Annotated in this window: 23 protein-coding genes, 1 tRNA gene and 3 pseudogenes; 14 read left to right on the top strand and 13 right to left on the bottom strand. The window is 70.1% G+C overall.

Annotation, left to right across the window (positions count from 1 at the left end):
* Nucleotides 1-100: 100 nt before the first annotated feature.
* From EAD96_RS04475 to EAD96_RS30790, 4 genes are all read left to right on the top strand, one after another.
* A complete protein-coding gene (locus tag EAD96_RS04475; RefSeq protein ID WP_013289208.1) occupies nt 101-394 on the top strand; it encodes a transposase in 294 nt (97 codons plus the stop codon).
* Nucleotides 391-1,305 (top strand): IS3 family transposase, encoded by a 915-nt coding sequence (locus EAD96_RS04480; RefSeq protein ID WP_121683376.1) that lies wholly within the window; start codon nt 391-393, stop codon nt 1,303-1,305. Before EAD96_RS04475 ends, EAD96_RS04480 begins: the two co-directional genes overlap by 4 nt.
* Before the next feature lie 1,112 nt (nt 1,306-2,417).
* Entirely contained in the window at nt 2,418-2,762 is a 345-nt protein-coding gene (locus tag EAD96_RS30785; protein WP_147457834.1) for a hypothetical protein, read from the top strand.
* Between the two features lie 641 nt (nt 2,763-3,403).
* Nucleotides 3,404-4,276, top strand: coding sequence for a hypothetical protein (locus EAD96_RS30790; protein WP_147457835.1), 873 nt, complete (start codon nt 3,404-3,406; stop codon nt 4,274-4,276).
* Between the two features lie 670 nt (nt 4,277-4,946).
* Here EAD96_RS30790 and EAD96_RS04490 read toward each other — a convergent pair.
* Entirely contained in the window at nt 4,947-5,315 is a 369-nt protein-coding gene (locus tag EAD96_RS04490) for a cyclic-phosphate processing receiver domain-containing protein (protein ID WP_233585445.1), read from the bottom strand.
* 570 nt (nt 5,316-5,885) lie between these two features.
* On the opposite strand from EAD96_RS04490, the pseudogene EAD96_RS04495 reads away from it, so the two are divergent.
* The 3 pseudogenes from EAD96_RS04495 to EAD96_RS31440 all read left to right on the top strand — a co-directional run bounded on the left by EAD96_RS04495 (nt 5,886) and on the right by EAD96_RS31440 (nt 8,837).
* Nucleotides 5,886-7,437: pseudogene (locus tag EAD96_RS04495) on the top strand (replication initiator).
* A pseudogene (locus EAD96_RS04500) lies at nt 7,434-7,631 on the top strand (excisionase family DNA-binding protein). The pseudogenes EAD96_RS04495 and EAD96_RS04500 overlap by 4 nt, the downstream one beginning before the upstream one ends.
* A 549-nt stretch (nt 7,632-8,180) precedes the next feature.
* A pseudogene (locus EAD96_RS31440) lies at nt 8,181-8,837 on the top strand (site-specific integrase).
* A 78-nt stretch (nt 8,838-8,915) separates the two neighbouring features.
* On the opposite strand, the gene EAD96_RS04510 reads toward EAD96_RS31440, so the two are convergent.
* Together EAD96_RS04510 and EAD96_RS04515 are read right to left on the bottom strand one after the other, a co-directional pair.
* Nucleotides 8,916-8,987, bottom strand: a tRNA-Val gene (locus EAD96_RS04510).
* Nucleotides 8,988-9,037: 50 nt separating this feature from the next.
* Nucleotides 9,038-9,577 carry a TIGR02611 family protein gene (locus tag EAD96_RS04515; RefSeq protein WP_187690206.1) on the bottom strand — a complete coding sequence of 180 codons (540 nt, stop codon included), beginning with the start codon at nt 9,575-9,577 and terminating at the stop codon, nt 9,038-9,040.
* Between the two features lie 273 nt (nt 9,578-9,850).
* On the opposite strand from EAD96_RS04515, the gene EAD96_RS04520 reads away from it, so the two are divergent.
* Nucleotides 9,851-10,282, top strand: a complete 432-nt coding sequence (locus EAD96_RS04520; RefSeq protein ID WP_007457244.1) for an SsgA family sporulation/cell division regulator — start codon at nt 9,851-9,853, stop codon at nt 10,280-10,282.
* 73 nt (nt 10,283-10,355) lie between these two features.
* Here EAD96_RS04520 and EAD96_RS04525 read toward each other — a convergent pair whose 3' ends face one another.
* Nucleotides 10,356-11,132 carry a glucose 1-dehydrogenase gene (locus tag EAD96_RS04525; RefSeq protein WP_121683395.1) on the bottom strand — a complete coding sequence of 259 codons (777 nt, stop codon included), beginning with the start codon at nt 11,130-11,132 and terminating at the stop codon, nt 10,356-10,358.
* A gap of 187 nt (nt 11,133-11,319) precedes the next feature.
* Here EAD96_RS04525 and EAD96_RS04530 point away from each other — a divergent pair, with 187 nt between their 5' ends.
* Together EAD96_RS04530 and EAD96_RS04535 are read left to right on the top strand one after the other, a co-directional pair.
* Nucleotides 11,320-12,237, top strand: coding sequence for an AraC family transcriptional regulator (locus EAD96_RS04530; protein ID WP_120570904.1), 918 nt, complete (start codon nt 11,320-11,322; stop codon nt 12,235-12,237).
* A gap of 7 nt (nt 12,238-12,244) precedes the next feature.
* Complete coding sequence (locus tag EAD96_RS04535; RefSeq protein ID WP_104114498.1) at nt 12,245-12,700, top strand: Rrf2 family transcriptional regulator; 456 nt, start codon at nt 12,245-12,247, stop codon at nt 12,698-12,700.
* Here the strand turns inward: EAD96_RS04535 and EAD96_RS04540 are convergent, their stop codons facing one another.
* From EAD96_RS04540 to EAD96_RS31885, 7 genes are all read right to left on the bottom strand, one after another.
* On the bottom strand, nt 12,701-13,312 hold the full coding sequence (locus EAD96_RS04540) for a malonic semialdehyde reductase (protein ID WP_121683396.1): 612 nt from the start codon (nt 13,310-13,312) through the stop codon (nt 12,701-12,703).
* Nucleotides 13,309-13,872: a flavin reductase family protein gene (locus EAD96_RS04545; RefSeq protein ID WP_121683379.1), complete on the bottom strand. Its 564-nt coding sequence runs from the start codon at nt 13,870-13,872 to the stop codon at nt 13,309-13,311. The genes EAD96_RS04540 and EAD96_RS04545 overlap by 4 nt, the downstream gene beginning before the upstream one ends.
* Nucleotides 13,869-15,203, bottom strand: a complete 1,335-nt coding sequence (locus EAD96_RS04550; RefSeq protein ID WP_121683380.1) for an LLM class flavin-dependent oxidoreductase — start codon at nt 15,201-15,203, stop codon at nt 13,869-13,871. Before EAD96_RS04550 ends, EAD96_RS04545 begins: the two co-directional genes overlap by 4 nt.
* A gap of 11 nt (nt 15,204-15,214) precedes the next feature.
* Nucleotides 15,215-16,063: an ABC transporter permease gene (locus tag EAD96_RS04555; RefSeq protein ID WP_233585447.1), complete on the bottom strand. Its 849-nt coding sequence runs from the start codon at nt 16,061-16,063 to the stop codon at nt 15,215-15,217.
* Nucleotides 16,056-16,874: an ABC transporter ATP-binding protein gene (locus EAD96_RS04560; protein WP_121683381.1), complete on the bottom strand. Its 819-nt coding sequence runs from the start codon at nt 16,872-16,874 to the stop codon at nt 16,056-16,058. Before EAD96_RS04560 ends, EAD96_RS04555 begins: the two co-directional genes overlap by 8 nt.
* Nucleotides 16,871-17,899 (bottom strand): ABC transporter substrate-binding protein, encoded by a 1,029-nt coding sequence (locus tag EAD96_RS04565; RefSeq protein WP_121683382.1) that lies wholly within the window; start codon nt 17,897-17,899, stop codon nt 16,871-16,873. Before EAD96_RS04565 ends, EAD96_RS04560 begins: the two co-directional genes overlap by 4 nt.
* A gap of 135 nt (nt 17,900-18,034) precedes the next feature.
* Nucleotides 18,035-18,112, bottom strand: coding sequence for a putative leader peptide (locus EAD96_RS31885; protein WP_349881247.1), 78 nt, complete (start codon nt 18,110-18,112; stop codon nt 18,035-18,037).
* Between the two features lie 263 nt (nt 18,113-18,375).
* Between EAD96_RS31885 and EAD96_RS04570 the strand changes: the two genes are divergently transcribed.
* The gene (locus tag EAD96_RS04570; protein WP_064498970.1) at nt 18,376-18,549 is read left to right on the top strand and encodes a DUF4236 domain-containing protein; all 174 of its coding nucleotides are present in this window, start codon (nt 18,376-18,378) and stop codon (nt 18,547-18,549) included.
* Nucleotides 18,550-18,663: 114 nt separating this feature from the next.
* Nucleotides 18,664-19,182, top strand: coding sequence for a potassium channel family protein (locus EAD96_RS04575; RefSeq protein WP_121683383.1), 519 nt, complete (start codon nt 18,664-18,666; stop codon nt 19,180-19,182).
* On the opposite strand, the gene EAD96_RS04580 is transcribed toward EAD96_RS04575, so the two are convergent.
* A complete protein-coding gene (locus EAD96_RS04580) occupies nt 19,148-20,050 on the bottom strand; it encodes a hypothetical protein (RefSeq protein ID WP_121683384.1) in 903 nt (300 codons plus the stop codon). The two genes, EAD96_RS04575 and EAD96_RS04580, sit on opposite strands and share 35 nt — an antisense overlap.
* A gap of 48 nt (nt 20,051-20,098) precedes the next feature.
* Nucleotides 20,099-20,620: a VOC family protein gene (locus tag EAD96_RS04585; RefSeq protein ID WP_120570912.1), complete on the bottom strand. Its 522-nt coding sequence runs from the start codon at nt 20,618-20,620 to the stop codon at nt 20,099-20,101.
* Between the two features lie 50 nt (nt 20,621-20,670).
* On the opposite strand from EAD96_RS04585, the gene EAD96_RS04590 reads away from it, so the two are divergent.
* On the top strand, nt 20,671-21,141 hold the full coding sequence (locus EAD96_RS04590) for a MarR family winged helix-turn-helix transcriptional regulator (RefSeq protein ID WP_121683398.1): 471 nt from the start codon (nt 20,671-20,673) through the stop codon (nt 21,139-21,141).
* 48 nt (nt 21,142-21,189) lie between these two features.
* The coding region (locus EAD96_RS04595; protein WP_147457836.1) for a tetratricopeptide repeat protein at nt 21,190-21,926 on the top strand (737 nt) is incomplete at its 3' end.

Genomic DNA, 21,926 nt, shown 5'->3' on the forward strand with positions numbered 1-21,926 from the left:
TGGGTTCCAGCGGCCGGTGCGTAAACGGCCAGTCGTGAAAGTGACCCCCTGATACCGGACACCTCCTGACTTGGCATCCTGCCGATGAGGAGGAAACGCTGTGGCTCGACAGAGCAAGTACCCCGAGGAGTTCCGGCGTCAGGCCGCGGCATTGGTGCTCGACTCCGGTCGTCCGATCCGTGACGTCGGTCGGGAGTTGGGCGTCAACCACGAGACGCTGCGCAACTGGGTCGACCGGCTGCGGCAGGAGCGCGACGGCGGCCGGCCCAGCGACCTGGCCGCTGACGAGCGGGCCGAGCTGATCCGGTTGCGGCGCCAGGTCGCCCAGCTGGAGCTGGAGAAGGAGATCCTGAAAAAAGCCGCGGTCTTCTTCGCACGCGAGACGGAGCGGTGAAACGTGCCGACGTGTACCGGTTCATCGACGCGGAGAAGACCACCTACCCGGTCCGTCTGCTCTGCCGGCTCCTCGGCGTCGGCCACAGTGCCTTCTACCAGTGGCTACGCGCCGGCCGGCAACGCGCCACCGACAGAGAACGCCACGACCACGCTCGGGTCGAGTTGACCCGGCAGGCCTGGTCGGAGCACCGCGGCGTCTACGGCGCCCGCCGGCTGACCGCAGAGCTGCACGAGCGCGGCCACCGCTGGAACCGCAAAGCGGTAGCGAGGCTGATGCGCCTGGCCGGCATCGAGGGCGCCCACCGGCGCCGACGCGGCAAGCCCCGCCGCAAAGCCGCCTCGACCGCAACCGCCCCGGACCTGGTCCAGCGGCAGTTCAGCACGACCGCACCGAACCGGCTCTGGGTCGCCGACATCTCTTACCTGCGCACCTGGGAAGGGTTCCTCTACCTCGCGGTCGTGGTCGACGCCTACTCCCGCCGCGTCGTCGGGTGGGCGATGGCCGATCACCTGCGCACCGAGCTGATCCTCGACGCGGTCGGCATGGCCATCCAGCACCGCCGACCCGCCCGCGAGCAGCTTGTTCACCACTCCGACCGCGGAACGCAGTACACCTCGTTCGAGTTCGGCCGCACCCTGCGCTCCTGCGGCGTCCTGGCCTCGATGGGTTCGGTTGCCGACTGCTACGACAACGCGATGGCCGAGTCGTTCTTCGCCACCCTCAAGACCGAGTTGGTCTACACCCGGGCCTGGCCATCGCGGCATGAACTGGAGATGGAAGTGTTCTCCTACATCGAGGGCTTCTACAACCCTCGCCGCCGGCACAGCCGTCTGGGTAACGTCAGCCCCGACACCTACGAGAAGCTCCACCAAGAGTCCCTGACAGACATCGAGGTGTCCGGCCGATAGGGGTCACTTCAGGCGTGATGAGCGTGTGAGCGAGACGTGTCCATACCTCGAGGAGCCTGACTTCGCGGCTTGCCGACAAGCTCGCCCGTTTCAGGGGCCGCGCAACGAACCCGCGCGCAGGCGCGGCGACCTGGCGATGCCGCAGCCACACTGCTGCCACCCACGGATGGGTGCCAAGACTGAGGTGGCCGGTCGGGTCAAGGGTGGCCGTAGCCATCGGCGTGCTGACGCGACTGCCCTGCTCCCAATCTGCTCCCAACTTAAGGGGCAAGACGGCCAAAGCCCGTTACCGGTTACTCCGGTGACGGGCTTCTGACCTGCATACATTCCAAGCCCTCTGGAAGGGGCCGTGGTAGCCGGCACGGGGATGGACGTCCGATCGGGGATGTGCGGCTCGCGTGAGTGCCGGACCAGGGTAGTGGATGACGAGTTTGGACAGCTCTTACACTATTTTGACTATTTTGTCATGGAAGGGCCGCAGGCAACCGTATATAAATCCCTTTTTGACAAGGCCAAGAATAAGAATTGGCTTGAAAACCTCCTTATCTGGCTCGATACTGACGTCCCATTTCTCCTGCATCTCCGATCAATCGGACTCGACAAGTACGTGATTTTTTTTCCAACAAACCAACATTGGGCGAGGACGAGTTTCGTAAACGACTTACCGCATCCGGACTCGGCCACCTGTGGGACCAGGGAGAATTAGAACGCGTCGCCCAAGAAGTGAGTCGTGAGGGAGGGGTGGAAGTCAGTCAGCGGGGCCCACGGTCGTGGGTAGTTGGACTTCGGCACCCACTCTTTTCGGGAATGCCGACCCGTGCCTACGAAAGGAAAACCCGGCCGAAGAAGGTAGAGGCCGCCGTGGACCTCATCTCCTATATTCTACGGGCGAAGATGGTCGACGCCGCGACATCTGACATGTACAACGCAGCCCTAGCGGATCTGATTCAGCCAAAGTTCTTCAATCAGCCGATAGAGGGGGCGGATCGAGCGCGGGTTGATCAGGTCGCACTTAATCTAAATATCCCAATTCTGAGCGGCCTCAAAACGAGGCAAATATTGAGCTCCGCGAGTCGGAATACGAGCACTTCGAGCGATTCCGAGCCGTCCTCGTGGAAGCGATTGATGAGACGATCGACAAACATGAGACGACCGCCCCGGAAACAATCGCGGGACTGGTTTGGCGAAACACTATCGAGCCGTCCATTGCGGATATCGAGGCCAAGTTAAATGCGTCGAAGAGGTCTCTGGCGCTCAAGACCGCCGCCGGACTAACAGTGGGGGCTGTGACCACGGCGTTCGGCGCTTTGGCAGCACTTCCATTCGTCGTTACGGCTGGCATCGCTGCGGCTTCAACACCCCTCCTTCAAGCCTATAAGTTCTTCGACGACAAACAGGCCGTCGAGATGTCAGATATGTATTTCTTGTGGAAGGCCAGCCGTCATCTCCATGACTGACTGCCGCGAGGAGAGCCCTGGCGTTCTTCGAGGTCAATTCGGCACGACGTCACCCTCGCTTGTAACGCGCCTCGCTGTCAGACGGGTCGCACCGTCGGTTTGGAAGGTGCCTTGCATCGCTCTTATGGACGGTCTGGTCGAGGTGCTGACCAGCCATGGCGGCGGCGGGAAACGCCAAGCGGTCCACGTGGTTGCCGTCCAATATCCTGCTGTTGGCCGGTGTTGACCGCTGCGTCGGGCACGGATCGGGCACGTCCCGGGCTGCCTGCTGTCGTCTAGGGTCAGCCCGTGGAGTACGGCACCTTTGGTCCCATCGGCCTACTCGCCTGCGCAGGATGTAGTTGCCTGTTCCTGCTGGCTGTCGTGGGGCTCCTCGCTGCTTGGTGGAAGCCCAAGAGTTGAAGCGGAACTTAGTTGGATCCTCCCGTGACCTGCCCCGGCTTGCTAGGCATGCTGGTGCCGCCCTACCTGGGCTCACATCCCTGGTGGTTGGTTGCCAACGTTTCGCGCTGTCTTGTGCCCCGTATGTGCCCCGCGCGACTTCTTGACCCTCCATACAGCCGTCTCTACGCCTAGCAGGGATCTACTAGAGTCGCATCGATGCGACGGACCTCGGACCTCCCGCCAGAAAAGGGTCGATCATGAATGAGCGAACCACTTCACGAAAGCGAACTTGGACATGCTGGGCGGGCGACTTGTCCGATCTACGGGCTTTAGGGCGAGTCATACTTGATATCGTTGACCAGCGGCGCAAGGAGCTTGTTGAAGAGAAGTCGAAGGCGCTCGCCGAGCTACGACAGTCATACGATCAAGAAACGCTCAATTTGATCGAGGAGTGGGAGAATCCGCCAAAAGAGAAAGATGAGCCAACTGATATCAATGAAATAATAAGGCAGGCAAAAGCCAGCATTGTCAACCGAGACGCGATGTCACGGTTCATAGATTACAAGGTCAAGGCGGGGCAGCTCGAAGGCCTGAGAAATCTCGATGTCACCGACATAGTCGAGCTGACAGTGGTAGACCGCTACGAGGAAGTCTTCGGCAAGATAGACCCAGTCCTTGACGAAATGGACCGTCGAAGCACTCGAAGCGTCCGCTTTGCGGCCGACGGCACAACTCCGCCCGACAGAATCATGCGCAGCGTCTCGGAGTTCGTCACGGACGGTGTCCACGTTCGCCTCGGCACTCCCAAGACATCTCTCGCCGGGGGCGACGACCCGGCTCGCGTTATCGTGACTTCCCCCTCCGCCGGATGGGCGCGCGCCTCCTTTGCTCGGATTTGCGACGAGGTGGAGAAGGGCGTCCCCAAGTGGGCTTTTATGAGGCGGCCGCCATTCCGTTCGATTCTTAATGCTGCCTATTTTTTTTGTTCCGGCAACAGCCATCCTAATTGCAGTAGACGCCGAACCGGCGCAATCAGTTCCAGTATATATCATCACCGGATTTGTCGCCCTATTCTCTTGGATCCTTGGCCTGACTGCCAAAATTACCGACTGGATGCTTCCCCCATTTGAAATTGTTCAGGATGGTGGCCAAGCAGCCGGGACTCGCAGAGTCGTTTCGCTTCTTGGCCTGTTAGCCACAATCCCCCTAGGCGTTTTCGTTAACCACATCTCTTAGGCACGCACGGTTCCTGCCATCCCGTATGCCGCCGACCCGCCCACTGGGGAGCGGGCCGCCGCCCGGCCCGCCACGTCAAGCGGACCTTGACGGCTGGTACGAGGGCTGGCGGGCTGGGCGGCGGTCTGCTCGGCTTGCCCGGGTCGGCGGCAGGCGGGATGGCCTTCCGCAACCACCCACGGGCCGTGAGCCACCGGCGCAGCCCCGGCCATCCTGGAGCCGTTGCGCCCCGCCGGAGGCGCAGTAGCCGTACCCGGCGACCGCCGCCAGCTCGCCGACGCGGCCGGCGTGCGCTTCCCTGCGCCGCGAGGGCTCGTGGCCGCGCGGCCCGGCCGGCTGCCGGCCCAACCCCTCATCGGTCAATGGCCTGTCGTTCTGCGGCGGCCCCTTGGGCTTCCCGCTTCCGCGCCAGCCGCCGGGCGTGTTGCGTGGCCGGAGTCGGAGCGCCAGCGGAGCGACGGACGCGCGCCCTGGCGGCGGCGCGTGCGGCCCGTTAAGGGCCGCCTTGATAGACGTAAGGAAAGTCCTCACACACGGCCGGCAGCCGGCCGCTTCCCCAGGCCGCTACTCGGCCTCGGCCAGGTATCCGACGAACGGTGAGCCAGCCGCAGAGCGAACGTTGTAACCCCAGCGGCGCAACGCCTGCATGATCTTTCCGGCGCCGGCGGGGTTCGCTGAGTGGACGTACACGACGCCGATATCGAATGGGCCCTCCTCAAACGCGGCCCGCTCCAACACCTCAACGACCGGCCAGATCGTGTCGTCCTCGCCGAGGTCGTGATCCAGCCAAAGCTCATCCAATCGCTGTCCGCGGTGCCGATCCAGTGCCTCGATGCCCGCCCTGCTGGTGCGCGCAACGTGTGCCACCCGGCCATCAAGGAACGAGCGCAGGTCGTCAACCAGCACGACGCCCGGCAGCTTCTCGGTAACCACGGCACCATCCTTGAACCAGCACGCCGCCATCGCCACCGCTATAAGGGGCCAGCAATTGGCACGAGACTACGACGGGTTGACGTGTCGGTACCCGGTGCTACTCTGGCGCTCGTCGAGCACGCCAGCGCGGCCTTCCCGCCGGATCGCTGGAGTCGACGTCGGAGATGCCGAGCGGCCTTACTGCCGCTGATGCGGGCCACGTTCCCGCCGACCCTCGATCGCGCCGGCCGCTATGCCGGTCCCCGAATCCGCTGATCGGCCCAACACGGTCCTCCTGCCGTCCACGATGGCCCGGATTCGCACATCTCCACGGGTGGGGGCAGCCTGCGGCAACCTGCCAAATGCCGACATCCCAGGCTCCCCACCCGTGCCGGCCCTCATCACCAAGTCCACGAGCGTGAAAGGACATGACCGATCGGCGGGAAGTGGCAAGACCACGATTCCGCCCTCCGGCGTCAGCCGCCCTCTCGGCGGTGCCAGGAGACACGCCGAACACCACCAGCGGACATGCGTCCACGGCTGGTGGTGCTTCGTCTCCCGTCCCTGCCACCCCCGCAAGAGGAGACAGCCATCTTCACCGCCTACCGCCCCGGCCTTGCCGCCGGTCGTGACGCCCAGGTCCTGCACCGCGCCGCTACGCCGGAGTTCTCCGGGTGGCTGGAGCACACCCGCCCCGCCGGCGGCTGTGCTCGCCCGATCCGCCTCACCGGCACCATCGCCGCCGTCGACCAGAACACCGGCCGCATCACCGGCCAGAGGCACACCAACGAAATGCCCGACCGCACGCTCTACAAGGCGTGCGGCAACCGCCGCGAATCGGTGTGCCGGGACTGCGCCTGGGTCTACCAGGGCGACGCCTACCAAGTCGTCTGTCGCGGACTGACCGGCGGCAAGGGCATCCCCGCCTCGGTCGGCCGGCACCCGGTCGTCTTCGCCACCTTCACCGCCCCGTCCTTCGGCCCGGTCCACCACCGCCACGTCGCGCGCCACACCTGCCGCAACCGGCATCGCTGCGACTGCCGACCCGCCCCCTGCCACGCCCGCAGCAACGCCGGAACCTGCCCACACGGACAGCCCACCTCGTGCTTCGCCCGCCACGACGCCGACGATCCGCGGCTGGGCCAGCCGTTGTGCCTTGACTGCTACGACCACGCCCACCAGGTCGTCTGGAACTACTTCTCCGGCGAGCTGTGGCGACGCACCAAGCAGGCGTTCGACCGCAACGTCGCCGCGCGCTGCCGTCAGCGCGGCATCCCGAAGGTCGGCATCGTCACCGACTCGGGCAAGGTTCGCTGGGTGCCGCCCGTGCGCGTGTCGCACGGCAAGGTCGCCGAGATGCAACGCCGGGCCGCCGTGCACTTCCACGTCCTGCTGCGCCTCGACGGCGTCGACCCCGACGACCCGGACGCCCTCGTACCGCCACCGGCCGGCATCACCCTCGACGACCTGGAGGAAGCGGTCGAGGTCGCCGCTCGTCAGATCACCGTCACCACACCCGCGCACCCGGACCTGCCGCAAGGCTGGCTGATCGCCTGGGGCGAGCAGGTCGACGTCCGACGCATCAACACTGTTGGCGGCGAGCTGACTGACGGCAAGGTGGCCGCCTACCTCGCCAAGTACGCCACCAAGGCCACCGAAGCCACCGGCCACTCCTCCACCCGACTCACCCCGGCCACGATCGACGACTACGCCGACCCCGGAGCCGACCACGTCGCCCGCCTCATCGACGCCTGCTGGCACCTCGGCCGCCCCACCCACACCGACAACAACCGGCGGCGCCGCAACCGCCGACGACTGTCAAGCCAGCCTTTACACCAAACCGAACGCTTACACCGGACTGCGGCGCTGGCCGCACATGCTCGGCTACGGCGGCCACTTCCTCACCAAAGCCCGCCGCTACTCCGTCACCTTCGGCCAGCTCCGCGCCACCCGCACCACCTACCGCCGCGAAGAGGACGACGAACCGGCCGACACGATCAGCGTCGGCACCCTCACCTACCTCGGCTCCGGCTGGCTCACCGAAGGTGACGCCCTGCTCGCCAACACCGCCGCGCGGCAGCGACGCGAGAGCAGACGCATCGGCCGGGAAGAACTCGCCCACGAAACCTGGGTGGCCGCATGAGCCGAGACCTCACCCCGCGCTGGTAATCCCCCGCTGAGGTCGCCGTGCTGCTCGGCTTCGGCATCTCCAAGGTCAAGATGAAGATCGCCACCGGCGAACTGCGCTCCATCAAGGACGGCAAGTACCGCCGCATCCTCCCCGAATGGGTCGACGACTACATCCGCGAGCAGATCGAACGTCAGGAGGCCGCCTGATGCCCGGACGCACCCGAGCCAACGGCGAAGGCTCCATCTTCCCCTACCGCAACGGCTTCGCCGCCTATGTCTGGGTCACCAAGCCCGACGGCCGGCGCACCCGCAAGTACGTCTACGGCAAAACCCGCGACGCCGTCCACGACAAATGGATCAAGCTCCACCAGCAGGCGAAGCAAGGACCAGTTGCAACGAGCGTGCCGACGGTCGGCACCTTCCTCACCTACTGGCTGACCGAGATCATCCAGCCGAACCGGGCACCCCTGACCTACGCCACCTACGAAACCTTCGTCCGCCTCTACCTCTCCCCCGGCCTCGGCGCGAAGCGACTCGACCGACGTGCAGACCTGGATCAACCAGGTCGCCCGGACCTGCCAGTGCTGCGCCCAGGGCAAGGACGCCGCCCGCCCGAAGCACAAGCGCCGCTGCTGCGCGGTCGGCCGCTGCCGCCAAGCCGTCCCGTCGACGCGCACGGTCAGCGACATCCGGGCCGCGCTGCGGGCCGCCCTCACCCACGCCCAGGCCGAAGACCTCATCACCAAGAACCCCGCCGTGCCGGTCACCCTCGCCACGGTCCGCCGCCGCCGGGGTAGGTCCTGGTCGAGCGACGAGGCACGGAAGTTCCTGGAATCCGCGAGAGCCGACGACGACCCGCTCTACGCCGCCTACGCCCTGGTTCTCGTCACCGGCCTCCGCAAGGGCGAAGCCCTCGGACTGACATGGGAGGACGTCGACCTCGACGCCGGAGAGCTGACCATCGGCCGCCAGCTCCAACGCGTACGCGGGTAGCTCCTGCACCGCGACACAAGACCCAGGCGTCCGACGCCACGCTCCCCCTGCCCGACATCTGCCTCACGGCCCTGGAAACTGCGGAGCGAACAACGCGACGAGGCGAGAGCAGCCGCCGGCAAGGCGTGGCACGAAACCGGACTCGTCTTCACCACCCGCTACGGCACCCCGATCGAGCCGCGCAACTTCCAACGCTCCTGGCAGACGCGATGCGACAAGGCGAACGTCAAGCCGATCACCGTCCACGACGCCGGGCGCACCTGCGCCACGCTCCTGGCCGACCTCGACGTCCATCCCAGAGTCGCCATGCAGGTGCTGAGGCACGCCCGCTTCTCGGTGACGATGGAGATCTACACGCAGGTCACATCGACAAAGACCAGAGACGCACTCAAGCGCCTCGGCGACTCCCTGAGCCGCTGACGAGAACTGCTGTACAAAGCTGCTGTACGCAAGCAGAAAGGCCACCTCCCGAAGCCGGGAAGTGGCCTTTGACCTGCGTGGGCGATACTGGGATCGAACCAGTGACCTCTTCGGTGTGAACGAAGCGCTCTCCCGCTGAGCTAATCGCCCTCAGCGCGCATGACTCTACCCGATCACCCGCCCGGACCAAAAACCGGGCCTCAGTGCGTCGCGAGGTAGTGCAGCGCCTCCGCAACCACGTCGATGCCGAAGCTGTACTTGAGCGACAGCCACACCACCACCGACACGAACGCGAGCCCGACCGCCCCGAGCACGAAGCGCACGCCCAGCGACCGCATCTTCACCCAGCGCGTCCAGGAGTTGACGTGGCGGCGGGTGAACGCGAGCAGCCGTCGCGCCCAGTGGAACTCGACCGCCCAGACGCCGAGGCCGGCGATGACCAGCAGCCAGCCGGGCCCGGGCAGCGGGATCAGCGCGATGCCGACGGTGACGACGATGGCGCCGAGGATGCCTATGAAGATCTTCAGGGCGACCCGGCCGGTGGGGTTGGCGCGGATCAGGTCGAGCGTGGTGTGCAGGCGTCCCCGCCAGCCCCGTCGCCGCCGGCGCTGCTCCATGAGAGCGCCTTGCGACCGCCCTTCCACCGGCACCTCGTACCCCCGACTTTCGGCTGCTCGGGCCGCACCTTTCGGCGATTCGGCCGTGGTCCGCGACGTCACCGAGGAGCCCCTCGTGACCATTTCCACCCCCAGTGTCGCGCGGGACCGTCACCCCTGCTCACGACTGGACGTTACCGGAGTAAGTCGACGACTGAACCACCCGTTGCCGGGCGGAACGACGGAGTGGGCGGAACCGGAAATTCTACGCGGGGCCAGGCGGTCCCGGGGGCTTTCGGAACCCCTTCCCACCACTGGGTGAAGTCAGCGTATGGCGGAGCGTAGCCAGGAGCAGCACCTGAGTATGGGAAAAGCGGGACACGCGCGTTCCGCAGCGGTGCCGGGGGGAGAACGTCCATGAGTGTCATCCGACCGACGACCGTAGAGGTCGAGACGTCGCTAAGGCTCGTCGCGCCTGACGCCACCGCCTTGCCGGTGCGTGCCAGTCTGCGTTACGACCCTGCTGACCCGTATGCGGTCCATGTCCTGTTCCATGCCGAGTCCGCCGGCGGCGAGGCGGTGAGCTGGTCGTTCGCACGCGAACTGCTGGTCACCGGGCTCGACGAACCGGCCGGCATCGGTGATGTGCGGGTCTGGCCGTGGGCCACCCCGCGCGGCGACTTCGTCGCGCTGGCGCTGTCGTCGCCGGACGGCAACGCCCTGTTCGAGGTTCCGCGCAGCGTGCTGGTGCGCTTCCTGCGCCGGACCTACGTCGTCGTCCCGCGCGGCCGCGAGGCCGAGCACCTGGACGTCGACACCGCGGTGAACCGGCTGCTCGCCGGTCGCTGACACGGCGACACCCGGGGCCGCGCGGATCTGCCGAGTCCGCGCGGCCCCGGGCCGTCTGCAACCGGGGTACGCCTCAGCCGCGCGTGGTGATCCCGCCGTCGACCGGGATGACCGCTCCGGTCAGGTACGCGCCGGCGCGCGACGCCAGGTAGATCGCCGTGCCCGCCATGTCCTCGGGCCGGCCGATGCGGCCCAGCGGCACCTGCTGCTCGATGGCGGCGCGCGACTCGGGGTCGTCCAGCGCGAACGCCATCATCTTGCTCTCGAACGGTCCGGGCGCGATCGCGTTGACGGTGATCTGCTCGCCGGCGAGCTGGTGGGCGAGGCCACGGGTGAGCATGTGCACGGCCGCCTTGGTGGCCGAGTACGCGTACACCTCCATCCACGGAACCCGGATGCCGTCGATCGACCCGATGTTGATCACGCGGGCCGGGTCGTCGGCGTCGGCCGCGGCGCGCAGTTGCGGCAGCAGCGCGGTGGTGAGCCGGAAGACGGCCTTGACGTTCACCGCCCACAGCTTGTCGAAGGCGCCCTCCGGGTACTCCTCCAGCGGCGCGCCCCAGGTGGCGCCCGCGTTGTTGACCAGCACGTGCAGCCGGTCGTGGCGTTCCCGCACGGCCTCCGCGAGCGCCAGCGCGCCCGCGTCGCTGCCCAGGTCGGCCGGGATCGCCTCGCAGTGGCCCTCGGCGGACAGTTCCTTGGCGACCGACTCGCACACGTCGGCCTTGCGCGAGGAGATGATCACCTTGGCGCCGGCCCGGACGAAGCCGCGCGCGATCATCAGCCCGATGCCGCGTGAGCCGCCGGTCACCAGGACCGTCTTGCCGTCGACCGAGAACAGATCCGTCATGCCCATCCCATCGCCGTCGCCCGGCCGCGGGCCGGTCGGCCGGGGCCGCGTGGCCGGGTGCGCAACGCACGCCGGCCCGGGTCTTACCGATCGGTAACCTAACCGTCCGGCTCGGCTGCCGACAAGAGCGGCCCGTGCGGGTGAAACCGTCGAGATGCAACGTGCGGGCTTGCCGGTTACCGTCGGGATGATGGTCACTACCGGTCAGCCCTCCCCGGCCACCCGCACCGGCCTGCCGGAGTTCCGCCCCGGCACCGACGAGATCGTCACCGGTGTGCTCGGCGACCTCGCCGCCGAGCCCGGCTGGCCCCGCCCGGTCCTGCTCGACCGCGATCTGCTGATCCTGGTCACCCACGGCCACGGCACCGCCGAGCTGGACTTCCGGCCGGTCCCCTGCCGTCCGGGCACGCTGCTGCGCGCGCACCCCGGCCAGGCGCTGCGGTTCGTCGGCGCCCAGCTCGACGCGACTGTGGTGAGCTGGCGGCCGGACGCGCTGCGCGGCCTCGACGTCGACCCGGACGCGGTGCCCGCCCACCGCCAGCTCGCCGGTGAGGACGAGGACGCGGTGATCAGCGAGGTGAGCCAGCTCGCCGTGGACGCCGACCGGCACGCGCTGGTGCCGGCCGCCGCGGCGCTGCTGCGCCACCAGCTCGCCGTGCTGCTGCTGCGGCTGAGCCTGCTGCCGCATCCGCGTAACGGCGCGACGCCCCGGGCCGAGACGGAGACGTTCCGGCGGCTGTGCCGGGAGGTGGAACGCGGCTACCGGCACACCCGCCGGGTGGAGGACTACGCCGCCCAGCTCGGCTGTTCGGTGCGTACCCTGACCCGGGCCTGCCTGGCGGTGACCGGCCGCAGCGCCAAGCAGGTGATCGACGAGCGGGTGGCGTTGCAGGCGTGCCGGCTGCTCGCCGCCACCGACGAGTCGATCGCCGCGATCGGCCGGGAGCTGGGTTTTCCCGAGCCGACGAACTTCGGCCGCTTCTTCACCCGGGAGGTCGGGGTGAGCCCGGGGACGTTCCGGGCCGAGCGGGAACGCCCGCTGCCCGTCCGTCTGGTGCGACCCCGGCCGCCCGCCGACTCCCCCGCACCCGGCGGCCAGGCATGATGGCACTGTGCAGATCTCCGCGCGCGGCGACTACGCGGTCCGGGCAGCCCTGAGCCTGGCCACCGCGTACCCCACCCTGCTGTCCACCCAGGCCATCGCGGCGGAGCAGGACATGCCGCGCAAGTTCCTCGAGGCGGTCCTGGCGGACCTGCGCCGGGCCGGGGTCGTCCGGGCCCAGCGCGGCGCCGAGGGCGGCTACACGCTGGCCCGGCCGCCGCGGGAGATCACCATCGGGCACGTGTTGCGCGCCGTCGACGGTCCGCTCGCGGGGGTACGCGGGCTGCGCCCCGAGGAGACGCAGTACGAGGGGGCGGCGGAGAACCTGCCCCGCCTCTGGGTCGCGGTGCGCGCGTCGGTGCGCCGGGTGGTCGACGAGGTGAGCCTGGACGAGCTGGTCAGCGGCCGGCTGCCGGCCCACGTGCGCAAGCTGACCGCTCAGCCGGACGCGTGGGAGCCGCGCTGATCACAGCGTGCTGACCACCTCCTCGTAGGGCAGGCGGGGCAGCCGTTCCCGCCAGGCGTCCGGCGCCGGGCGGCCGATGTTCATCAGCAGCAGCACCCGGTGCCGCCCGCCGGGGAAGAACTCGCGTTCCACGCCTGCCGCGTCGAACCCGGCCATCGGCCCGGCGGCCAGCCCGGCGGCGCGTACGCCGACCAGCAGGTAGCCGATCTGGAGCGCGGCGTTGAACCGGGCCTGCGCCTCCCGGCCGGCCGGGTCGCCGGCGAACCAGTCCCGCGCGCCGGGGCGGTGCGGGAACAGCTCGGGCAGCCGGTCGTGCCAGTCCACGTCGGCGGCGAGCACCGCGGTCAGCGGCGCGGAGGCCGTCTTGTCCCGGTTGCCGGCGCTGACGTACGGCAGCAGCCGCGCCCGGGCCGCCGCCGAGCGCAGCAGCAGCGCCCGCAGCGGCTGGGCGTTCATCGCGGTCGGGCCGTACCGGACCAGGTCGTGGACGGCACGGACGTGCTCTTCGCCGACCGGCTCGTCGGTGAACGCGTTGGCCGTGCGGGCCGCCCGGAACAGCAGGTCCTGGGCGGCCCGGTCGAGCGCGATCAGCTCGTCGGCGGCGGTGGTCACCACGCCTCGGGCCAGTCGCCGAGCGTGGTAATGTAGCGGCCCCGGTGGTGCAGCAGCGGGTCGCCGTCCTCGCCCGCGCCGAGCGCGAGCGGCTCGCCGAGCAGGATGGTGTGGTCGCCCGCCTCGATCCGGCGGACCACCCGGCACAGCAGCACGGCGAGCGCGTCGCCGATCAGCGGCACGCCGAACGGCCCGGTGGTCCAGCCCGGGTGGGCGGTGAACCGGTCGATGCCGCTGGTGGCGAAGATCTGCGCGATCTCCTGCTGGCCGGAGGCGAGCAGGTGCACCGCGACGTGCTCGGCCTGCTCGACGGTGGGCCAGCTCGACGAGGCGCGGCCGAGGCAGACCGAGACCAGTGGCGGGTCGAGCGACACCGAGGTGAACGAGGTGGCGGTGAAGCCGGCCGGCGGCAGGTCCGGCCGCATCCGGTTGCCACGCAGGCCGGGGGTGGTGACCACGGTGACGGTGGACGCCTGGCGGCGCAGCAGGCCGCGGAACGAGTCGACGTCGACCGGGCGCAGCTCGACGGTGGCGGCGCCGGGCCGGTCCACGGTGGTCACGACGCCACCAGCTCACGGGTCGCGTAGACGCTGGCCGGGCGGGGCAGGCCGTAGTGCTCGCGCAGGGTGCGCCCGGTGTACGCGGAACGGAACAGCCCGCGCCGGCGCAGCAGTGGTACGACGTGGTCCACGAAGGCCTCCAGTCCATCGGGTAGCAGCGGTGGCATGACGTTGAAGCCGTCGGCGGCGCCCTGGGTGAACCAGAGCTCGATCTGGTCGGCGATCTGTTCCGGGGTGCCGACGACGACGCGGTGCCCGCGTCCGCCGCCGAGCCGGCCGATGAGCTGCCGCAGGGTGAGCAGTTCCCGCCGGGCCAGGTCGACGACGAGCTGGTAGCGGCTCTGGTGGGACTGCACGGCACCGGCGTCCGGCAGGTCGGGCAGCGGGCCGTCCAGCGGCAGCCCGGTCAGGTCGAGGCCGGTCATGCCGGAGAGCTGGGCGAGCGCGTGCTCGGGCACGATCAGGGCCTCCAGTTCGTCGGCGAGGGCACGGGCCTCCTTCTCGGTACCCCCGATGACCGGCGCGATACCGGGTAGCACCTTCACCAGTTCCGGGTCGCGGCCGGCGTCGGCGGTGGCCCGCTTGAGCGCCGCGTAGAACGCCTGCCCGTCGGCGAGCGTCTGCTGGGCGGTGAACACGGCCTCGGCGTACCGGGCGGCGAACGCGATGCCGTCGGCGGACGAGCCGGCCTGCACCAGCAGCGGCCGGCCCTGCGGCGGGCGGGGCGTGTTCAGCGGCCCGCGGACCCGGAACCGCTCGCCGGCGTGGTCGATCTCGTGCACCCGGCCGGTGTCCGCGAAGACTCCGGCGGCCGCGTCCAGGACCAGCGCGTCGTCCTCCCAGCTGTCCCAGAGCTTGATCGCCACGTCGACGTACTCGGCGGCCCGCCGGTAGCGGTCGGCGTGGGCGGGGTGGTCGTCGAGGTTGAAGTTGCGGGCCTCCCGGGCCTGGGCGGAGGTGACGATGTTCCAGCCGGCCCGCCCGCCGCTGAGGTGGTCGAGCGAGGCGAACGCGCGGGCCAGGTTGAACGGTTCGGTGTACGTGGTGGAGGCGGTGGCGATCAGGCCGATGTGTTCGGTCGCGGTGGCGATCGCGGCGAGCAGCGTGATCGGCTCGAAGACGGCCTGGATGTTGTGCCGCACGGCCGGTCCGACGGCGAGCCCGTCGGCGAGGAACACCGAGTCGAGCGTGCCCCGCTCGGCGATGCGGGCCAGTTCCTGGAAGTGGCGTACGTCGGCGAGGCGGCTCGGGTCGGCGCGCGGGTGCCGCCAGGCCGCCTCGTGGTGGCCGACACCCATCAGGAAGGCGTTGAGGTGCAGGGTCCGGGACATGGCGGTTCCTCTCAGGCGGTGGTGACGTCGGCGCGCCAGGTGGAGAAGCGACGTTCCCCGGCGACGAGGAGCTGGTTGACCACCAGCCCGATGGCGGAGATGGTGATGATCCCGGCGTACATGTCGGGGATCGCGAAGTTGTACTGCGCGTAGTTGACGAGGTAGCCGAGCCCGGCCTTCGCACCGACCATCTCGGCGGCGACGAGCACCAGGATCGAGTACGCCCCGGCGAGCCGGACGCCGGTGAACACGGTCGGCACGGCCGCCGGCAGGATCACCTTCTGGAACAGCCGCAGGTGGTTGAGCCCCATCGAGCGGGCCGAGCGGATCAGCAGCGGGTCGACGCCCTTCACGCCGGCGACGGTGTTGAGCAGGATCGGCCAGGAGCAGGCGTAGACCACCAGGGCGATCTTCGACGTCTCACCGAGCCCGAGGATGAGCACGAAGACCGGCAGCAGCGCGAGCGCGGCGGTGTTGCGGAACACCTCCAGCAGCGGGCTGAGCAGGTCCGCGAGCGGCCGGTACCAGCCGATCAGCAGGCCGAGCGGGATGGCGGTGACCACGGCGAGCGCCAGCCCGGTCAGCGAGCGGGTGAGGCTGGCGCCGACGTGGTCGGCGAGCTGCCCGCTGCGCAGCAGCTCCCACCAGGCGGCGAGCACCTCGGACAGCGGCGGCAGGAAGACCCGGTCGACCAGCCCGGCGCGGGGCACCGTCTCCCAGATCGCGGCGAGCGCCAGCAGCGCGGCGCTGCGGTGCAGCACCCGGCCGCCGAGGCCGAGCAGGCGGCGGGGCCGGGCGGGCACGGCCGCCGGGGCGGGGGGCGCCACCGGCCGGACCGGCGGTGCGGCGACGTCAACCAACGCGGGCCTCCTCGCGTACGGCGGACTGCGCGGCGCGTACCTCGTCGCGCAGCAGCGTCCAGATGCGGTGCCGGTGGTGGCGGAACGCGTCGGTGGAGCGGACGTCCTCCTCCGCCTCCCGGTCGCCCAGCTCGATGTCGATGACCTGCTTGATCCGGCCGGGCCGCGACGTCATCACGGCGACCCGCTGGCCGAGGTGCACCGCCTCGTCGATTCCGTGCGTGATGAACACGATCGTCTTGCCGGTGGCCTGCCAGATCCGCACCAGCTCGTCCTGGAGCGAGTCGCGGGTCTGCGCGTCCAGCGCGGCGAACGGCTCGTCCATGAGCAGCACGTCCGGGTCGTACGCGAGGCTGCGGGCGATGGCGACGCGCTGCTTCATGCCGCCGGACAGCTCGTGCGGGTAGCGGTCGGCGAAGCCGGTCAGCCCGACCAGGTCGAGGTGGTACGCGACCAGGTCGGCGCGCTCGGCGCGGGGCAGGCCCTTCGCCTCCAGTCCGAACGCGACGTTGCCGGCGGCGGTGCGCCAGGGCAGCAGCGCGTACTGCTGGAAGACGATGCCCCGGTCCAGGCCGGGCCCGGTGACCGGGCGGCCGTCGACGAGCACCTGCCCGCCGGTCGGGGTGGCCAGCCCGCCGAGCAGGTCGAGCAGCGTGGACTTGCCGCAGCCGCTGGGGCCGACGACGACGAGGAACTCGCCGGGGCGTACCCCGAGGGTGAGCCCGTCGAGCGCGGTGACCGCGCCGCCGCCGCCACGCCGCCCCGGGAAGACCTTGCGCACCCGGTCGAAGAGGATCTTGTCGGTGCTCATGCGCCACCGCCGTGGGTCGCGGCCGCGTTGAACCTGTTGGTGTAGAGGTCGGACGGCTTCGGCCGCTCGCCCTTCAGCTCGCCGGTGTCGGCCAGCCAGTCGATCCAGGTGGCGAACTCCCGGTCGGTGATGACGCCGCCGGGTTCGGCCACGCCGCTGGACTTCCAGTAGTCGACGAGCGTGGTGTCCTCGTTACGCCCGCGCTTGCTGATGATCGCCTTGAGCCGGGCCACCACCGTCTCGCGCGGTTGCGTGCGCGCCCACTCGATCGCCTTGCCCACTGCGGTGACGAACGTCCGGACGGTGTCCGGGTTACGGGTGAGGAAGTCGTCGCGGAAGACGTAGCTGCCGGCGCTGAACGCGCCGAGGAGTTCGTAGTCGGTGAAGACCGTACGGATGCCGCCGTTGGCGACGGCCTTGTCGCGGATCACGCCGCCGAGCACGGCGACGTCGATCTGCCGGGCGCGCAGCGACTGCTCGGTGTTGACCGGCGGCAGCGCTACCAGCTCGACCTTGCCGATCTCGGCGGCGGTGAGGCCGCCCCGGGCCAGCCAGGTACGCAGGACGGCCTCGGCGTGCGCGCCGAGCGTGTTCATGCCGACCCGCTTGCCGATCAGGTCGCGCGGGCCGCGGATCGGGCTGCCGTCGAGCACGTAGTAGCCCTGGTACGTCTGCGCGTCGGAGCCGTAGTAGCTGACCACGGCGGTGATCGGGGCGTTCGCGGCCTGGAGCTTGACGATCGCGCCGTTGAACGCGCCGCCGAAGTCGCTCTGGCCGGTCGCGGTGGCCTGGATGTCGGCCGGGCCGCCGGTGACGTTGCCGATCCAGTTGAGCCTGACGTCACCGAGGTAGCCGAGGTCGGCGGCGAGTTCGGGGAGGGTCACCTGGCCCACCGAACCCTGGTAGCGCAGTTCCTTGGTCTGTGCGCCGCCGGCGGCGTCGGCGCCGCACGCGGTGGCGGTGGTGAGGGCGAGCAGGGCGACGGCGGCGGTGAGGGCACGCCGCGGTGATCGGGTCGAGGGCATGGCGGAGTCTCCTGATCTGTCCACGATGCGGTGGAGGGGGCCCGCGCGGGGCCGGGGAGCACGCCGCACCGCGCCGGGCCACGGTGCGCCGGCTGCGGGAACGGACGGGCGGAGAGGGAACGACGAGCGCTCGGCTCAACAGAGCGCGCTCGCGTGCCGGACCAGGTCGACGTGCACGCGAGCGGTGAGGAGAAGCTCGTCCCGCTGCGACATGCCCTCATGCTGCCGACCGTTCTCCACGCCGGTCAATGCCCTTCCATCCAGTGAGACTTTCGTCGCTGGCTTTGTTACGACCCGCCTCCACCAGCATTTACGACTCCTTAACACCTACCCGTTGGATAGAGATTTTGCCGGGTGGCAGTCCCACCGTCCAGAGCGGACCGGGCAGGGTTTCGCGAATCGTCGATCCGGGCATGTTCGTTGCCGCGAAGGCATGCAGACGACTGCAGAGGCAGGGAGAGAAGGAGGCACCCCCGATGGGCGTCCAGTTCCGCAAGCGTAAGAAGTACGGGCCGCTGATCCTCCACTTCACCCAGAACGGCTTCTCGTCGTGGAGCATCAAGATCGGCCGCTGGTCCTGGAACTCGAACACCCGCGCCCACCGCGTGGACCTTCCGGGGCCGCTGTCCTGGAAGCAGGACAAGGCCTGACCTTTCCCGGGCGACGAGCGGGGTGCCGGCTGACCGCCGGCACCCCGCTCGTCGTCTGCGGCCGGGTTTGCGGTTCCGCCCGTCACGGCGTCCCGGCGACCGGAGAATCGCCGCATGGCGGACGTGTTCCTGCGGCGGTTGCGACGGCGGGCCGTAGCGGCCTGCGCGCTCATGCTGGTCGGCTACTTCCTCGTGCCGGTCGAGGCCGACCCGAACGGCCTGCGGCTGGCCCTGCGCTCGATCGGCACCGCGGTCCTGGTGGCGGTGATCGCGTTCCTGGTCACCGGCCAGGTCCGCCGCCAGCTCGTCCGGGACCAGCCGACCGGCCGGGACGAGGACCGGGCGCTGACCCGCCTCGCGGTCGCGCTGGTCGCCGGGCTGCTGGTCTTCGCGCTCGGCGACTACGTGGTGGCGAACACCCGGCCCGGCGAGTTCGTCGGCCTGCACACCCGGGTCGACGCGCTCTACTTCGCGCTCACGACACTCACCACTGTCGGCTACGGCGACGTGCACGCCCAGGGGCAGATCGCCCGGGTGGCGGTGTGCGCGCAGATGGTGTTCAGCATCGGCGTGGTCGCCACCGGAGCGTCGATAGTGGTCAAGCAGATGACCCAGCGCTCGGGACGGCGCTGATCGACACGTCCCCGCCGAGCCGGCCGTGCTCCGGGTCGCGGGTCACCGCGCCCGAGGCGAGCAGCGAGGCGAGCGCCCGGTTGGCGTCGGCGGCCCGGTAGACGGTCGACGTGGTGGCGAAGCGGCGCAGCTCGGTGACCGTACGCGGGCCGGAGCGGGCCAGCTCGGCCAGCAGTTCCCGGCGCAGCGGGCCGGGTTCGGGTTCGAGCGAGATGTCGAGCAGCCGCCCCTGCGGGTCGGCCGGGTCGCGGTAGCGCACACCGGCGTATTCGTCGACCGCCCAGAGCGCCTCCTTGACCGCCTCCAGCGCCCGGTCGGAGCCGGTGGCGTAGCCGAGCAGCCGCGCCGGGCCGTCCCCGTCGGGCACCAGCTCGACCTCGGTGACGAGCGGGAACCCGGCACCGGTGAGCGCCGGGCGCAGCGACCGGCCGGGCGTGGTGACCAGCAGCAGCTCGGCCGGGCGCCCGGACGCGGCGGCGGCCAGCAGGGCCGGGTCCGGGTCGGCGCCGTCGGCCACGACGAGCAACGGCGCGCCGGCAGCCCCGGCGGCCTTGAGCGCCACCGGCAGCCGGTCCGGGCCGCCGGGCACGAGGTGCACGGCGACGTCGGCGGGCAGCGCGGCCTCGGCGGCGCCGAGACGGGCCGGCAGGTCGGTGCCGTCGTCGGCCACCACGAGCACGGTCAGCCGCCGCCCGCGCAGCCGGTCGGCGAACTCGGCCACCACCCGCAACGCCTCCTCCGCGCCGGCGGCGTCACCCCCGGCGTACGCGAGCGCGAGCGTGGCCCGCCGCGCCCGGTGCAGCGCGGCGGGGAGCCAGTGGTCGAGCTGGCGGACGAGCAGCTCGCGCAGGACGGCGTCGGTCGACATGGTGCCGTTTCTACCGCACGGCGCGGCGGGCCCGGCCGTGAACCCCGCTCAGACCGGGACGGAGATGCCCACGCCGCCGCGGGTCTGCCCGCCGTAGCGCTGCCGCTCGCGGTCGAGGTCGAGCCGCCCGATGCGGGTACGCGCGGCGAGCGCGGCGTCGTCGAGCAGGTCGGCCGGGACGATCCAGACGATCTCGAACTCCAGCCCGTCCGGGTCGCGGCCGTAGAGGCTCTTGGTGGTGCCGTGGTCGGACGCGCCGACCAGCGCTCCGGCGGCGGACAGCCGCTCGGCGGTCGCGGCCAGCTCGTCGAGCGTGTCCAGTTCCCAGGCCAGGTGGTAGAGCCCGACCGTGGCCCGGCCGGCCTGGGACGCCCCGGCCGCCGCACCGATCTCGAACAGGCCGAGGTCGTGGTCGTTGGTGGAGTCGGGCGCCTGGAGGAACGCGGCGCCGCGGAAGCCCTCGGGCGTCATCGGCACCCGGCGGAAGCCCAGCACGTCGCCGTAGAAGGCGACGCTGCGCTCCAGGTCACTGACGTATAGGACGGCGTGGTTGAGTCGGTGGATGCCCATGCCGTCGACCGTACCCCGGTTTTGTTGAGCGTTCAACTATCTGCGATATGATGGGCGTCATGACCCGGTGGCTGGACCCCGACGAGCAGCGGACCTGGCGTGCCTTCCTGACCGCCTCCCGGGCGCTGATGGACACGCTCGACCGCGAGCTGCAACACGACGCGGGCATGCCGCACGCGTACTACGAGATCCTGGTCCGCCTCTCCGAGGCCCCCGACCGGCGGCTGCGGATGAGCGAACTGGCCGAGCTGACCGGCTCGTCCCGTAGCCGCCTGTCCCACGCCGCCGCCCGGCTGGAGGCGTCCGGGTGGATCCGCCGGGAGGACTGCCCCACCGACCGGCGCGGGCAGGTCGCCGTGCTCACCGACGAGGGCTTCGCCACCCTGGCCGCCGCCGCGCCCGGCCACGTCGAGGGGGTACGCCGGCACCTGTTCGACGCGCTCAGCCCGGCCCAGGTCGACCAGCTCCGCCGGATCAGCGAGACGCTCGCCGACCACCTGACGGATTCGGGACCAAACTGATCCACTCCGGGTCTTGTACATACCGTCGCCGGACGAGCACGATGGGGCGTGTCCTCCGGCTTCGCTGACCTGACCGTCCAGGCGCACCAACTGGTGTCCGAAGGCGACCTCACCGGCGCGGAACGGCTGCTCGCCGACGCGCTCAGCGACGCCGATCCCCGCCCCGGCAACGCCTCCCCCGAGCTGGCCGAGGCGGCCGGTCTCCAGGCCCGGGTGCTGGTCGCGCTCGGCGAGCCGCACTCCGCCCGGGGCTGGGCCGCGTTCGCGTACGCGGCGGCCACCCGGCTGCACGGCCGCTCCGACGAGCGCACCGTCACCGCCGCCGCGACGCTCGCCGCGGTGCTGCACCGGGTCGGCAGCGACGCCCGGGCGGCCCGGCTCTACTCCGACGTCATCATCGAGCTGACCGCCCGCGACGGCCCGGAGTCGCAGCGGGTCCTCGCCGCACACGCCGACCTGGCCACCGTGGAGTACGCGCGCGGCCAGTGCGAGGTGGCCCGCGACCGGTTGCAGGACGCCTGGGAGCTGCACCGGGAGGTCTACGGCGACGGCCACCCCAGCGGCATCAAGATGCTGGCGAAGCTCGGCGCGATGGAACGCGACTGCGGCCGGTACGCCGACTCCCACGAGCACCTGACGCTCGCCGAGGAGCTGTGCCGCCTGCACCTGGACCCCGACGACCCGCTCGCCGCCCAGGTGGCCGGGCTGGCCCGCGCCGCCGCCGACCCGGACCACGTCTGCCCCTGTCTCGCCGCTCCGCCGCGCGAGCCGCCGCCCGCTCGGCC

The organism is Micromonospora sp. BL1, from assembly GCF_003667485.1.
Taxonomy (GTDB): Bacteria; Actinomycetota; Actinomycetes; order Mycobacteriales; family Micromonosporaceae; genus Micromonospora; species Micromonospora tulbaghiae.

What these genes read in the sequence shown, in the direction of transcription:
- EAD96_RS30790 (WP_147457835.1), top strand. Translation starts at nt 3,404, where the DNA reads ATGAATGAGCGAACCACTTCACGAAAGCGAACTTGGACATGCTGGGCG.
- EAD96_RS04515 (WP_187690206.1), bottom strand. Translation starts at nt 9,577, where the DNA reads ATGGTCACGAGGGGCTCCTCGGTGACGTCGCGGACCACGGCCGAATCG.
- EAD96_RS04520 (WP_007457244.1), top strand. Translation starts at nt 9,851, where the DNA reads ATGAGTGTCATCCGACCGACGACCGTAGAGGTCGAGACGTCGCTAAGG.
- EAD96_RS04525 (WP_121683395.1), bottom strand. Translation starts at nt 11,132, where the DNA reads ATGACGGATCTGTTCTCGGTCGACGGCAAGACGGTCCTGGTGACCGGC.
- EAD96_RS04530 (WP_120570904.1), top strand. Translation starts at nt 11,320, where the DNA reads ATGATGGTCACTACCGGTCAGCCCTCCCCGGCCACCCGCACCGGCCTG.
- EAD96_RS04550 (WP_121683380.1), bottom strand. Translation starts at nt 15,203, where the DNA reads ATGTCCCGGACCCTGCACCTCAACGCCTTCCTGATGGGTGTCGGCCAC.
- EAD96_RS04560 (WP_121683381.1), bottom strand. Translation starts at nt 16,874, where the DNA reads ATGAGCACCGACAAGATCCTCTTCGACCGGGTGCGCAAGGTCTTCCCG.
- EAD96_RS04565 (WP_121683382.1), bottom strand. Translation starts at nt 17,899, where the DNA reads ATGCCCTCGACCCGATCACCGCGGCGTGCCCTCACCGCCGCCGTCGCC.
- EAD96_RS31885 (WP_349881247.1), bottom strand. Translation starts at nt 18,112, where the DNA reads ATGTCGCAGCGGGACGAGCTTCTCCTCACCGCTCGCGTGCACGTCGAC.
- EAD96_RS04570 (WP_064498970.1), top strand. Translation starts at nt 18,376, where the DNA reads ATGGGCGTCCAGTTCCGCAAGCGTAAGAAGTACGGGCCGCTGATCCTC.
- EAD96_RS04575 (WP_121683383.1), top strand. Translation starts at nt 18,664, where the DNA reads ATGGCGGACGTGTTCCTGCGGCGGTTGCGACGGCGGGCCGTAGCGGCC.
- EAD96_RS04580 (WP_121683384.1), bottom strand. Translation starts at nt 20,050, where the DNA reads ATGTCGACCGACGCCGTCCTGCGCGAGCTGCTCGTCCGCCAGCTCGAC.
- EAD96_RS04585 (WP_120570912.1), bottom strand. Translation starts at nt 20,620, where the DNA reads ATGGGCATCCACCGACTCAACCACGCCGTCCTATACGTCAGTGACCTG.
- EAD96_RS04590 (WP_121683398.1), top strand. Translation starts at nt 20,671, where the DNA reads ATGGGCGTCATGACCCGGTGGCTGGACCCCGACGAGCAGCGGACCTGG.